Annotated in this window: 2 protein-coding genes; both read left to right on the top strand. The window is 41.2% G+C overall.

The window, feature by feature from the left end; all coding sequences use genetic code 11:
* The first annotated feature begins 145 nt into the window (after nt 1-145).
* Nucleotides 146-307 carry a hypothetical protein gene (locus IQ260_RS31365; protein ID WP_228016572.1) on the top strand — a complete coding sequence of 54 codons (162 nt, stop codon included), beginning with the start codon at nt 146-148 and terminating at the stop codon, nt 305-307.
* A gap of 104 nt (nt 308-411) precedes the next feature.
* Complete coding sequence (locus tag IQ260_RS30380) at nt 412-1,404, top strand: class I SAM-dependent methyltransferase (protein ID WP_193996768.1); 993 nt, start codon at nt 412-414, stop codon at nt 1,402-1,404.
* The last annotated feature ends 331 nt before the right edge of the window (nt 1,405-1,735 follow it).

The raw sequence follows: 1,735 nt of genomic DNA, 5'->3' as shown, positions 1-1,735 counted from the left end.
CTTAATAGCAGTGGGATATCATCGACGCGTTCGTTACTGATCAACTGGGCCATTGCTTGGCTGGGATACGATTTTGGGCATTATTACGCTATTCGCTATTCTCCTATATTTTCTAGCGAACCGTGAGATCAAAGCCCTACAAAAGATGAATCCCCAGGTCAAGATTATTGCCACCAGCGGTCTCCCTTCAGACAGCAATTTAGACACCACCCTAAGCATTGATGTCAACTCATTCTTGATTAAGCCCTACACGACAGAATCTTTACTAACAACCTTGAACAAAGTAATTATTGAATACACCACCTAGCATCTAAGCATTGTTAAATTATCAAACAACTGGAGTATTGCTAACCAACTAAGTTTTTTGCTGGGCGATTAGTAATGAAAGTACCCTAAACAGGAACCTAACACATGCAGACGTTAGAAACATCGTATTTTAATCCAAACTGGCGAGATGACGTCTTTAATATTCAGGCAATAAACATGTCTCTCGCCCTGCCTGAGGCTACACCTCGAAATAATTCTGTGTGGGTTGATGTACAGTCAGTTCATTCTGAAAAAGTCTTTGGCCAGCAGCATATCTATACTCCATATCGCCTCATAACATCCATACTGAAGCCATCCAATATGGCTCAATACTATACGGTTCAGGATGAACACGGACACACGATTTCAGCTGATGACTCAATAATGGCAACTATCTTTCCAGCAAAAGCCTGGATGAGCGATTCAGGTGAAGAACGTTGCATGATGTTTGCCGCGGCAAAGATAGCTAGAGGTCATATTCTAGTTGGTGGATTAGGACTAGGCATCTATCCTCAGTTTGTCTTAGCGTTAAATCGTCCTGTTAAATCATTGACTATTCTTGAAAGAGATCCAAAAATCATTGACTTTGTGACCCGTGCGTGGCTTCAACCTATTACCGATCCTGCCATAAACATCACTATTCTGGAAGGTACAATAGAAGACTATTTATCTCAAACCGACCAGACATTTGATACGATTTATCTGGATACGTGGGAAGATGCTGACCCCCGTTTTCTTGCTCATGTTAATTATCTGATCTCACTAGCAGCTAAACACTGTTCAACGGGTGGCACAGTTCAATGTTGGGGATATGCACAGATGATCAACACATTCACAGAAAACGTTAAGGTTTTGACACAAAAAAAATTTCCCTGGCATGAGTATCAACTTGATCCATTGCTGCAAGCCTACGCTAATTGGCTCGAAAGGCAAAAAAGTGATGTACCAGAAGCCGTAATCGCTCAAGCAGCTAAAACCTTCGCTTTAACGATACAGCAACCGCTTGATACATATGAACGACATCGCTGTTTTACCGCATTTGGCACGTCATTGATTGATACCTATCAAAAAATAGCATTATCACAGGACAAAGGATAATAACAGCTAATATAGAAACAGATTTAGCTATCACACTAAACGTAACCTACAAACACAGTGCTAGTCAAAAACATACAATTGGGATCGTTTTTCTCTTAACACGACTCACGCTCATTTTTTCCAGAATTCATATCGGCTTGTGCAGGTCCTAACATCCTCCACTGTCCAAAATTTACATCGCTAAAACTGCTGCACCTTGAATTTTGCCTTCCCTCAATGCTGTTAATGCCTCGTTTGTTTGCTTTAATGGAAATACTTGTACTTCTGTTTTAATCGGGACCTGTGGAGCCAGCGCTAGAAATTCTTCACCATCCTGTCGAGTCAGATTAGC

It is taken from the genome of Leptolyngbya cf. ectocarpi LEGE 11479 (genome assembly GCF_015207065.1).
In the GTDB taxonomy this organism is placed as follows: Bacteria; Cyanobacteriota; Cyanobacteriia; order Phormidesmidales; family Phormidesmidaceae; genus Leptothoe; species Leptothoe ectocarpi.
This window is presented reverse-complemented; position numbering and strand designations above follow the sequence as displayed.

Excerpts from the sequence above, each read along its gene's own strand:
- IQ260_RS31365 (WP_228016572.1), top strand. The coding sequence starts at position 146 with ATGAATCCCCAGGTCAAGATTATTGCCACCAGCGGTCTCCCTTCAGAC.
- IQ260_RS30380 (WP_193996768.1), top strand. The coding sequence starts at position 412 with ATGCAGACGTTAGAAACATCGTATTTTAATCCAAACTGGCGAGATGAC.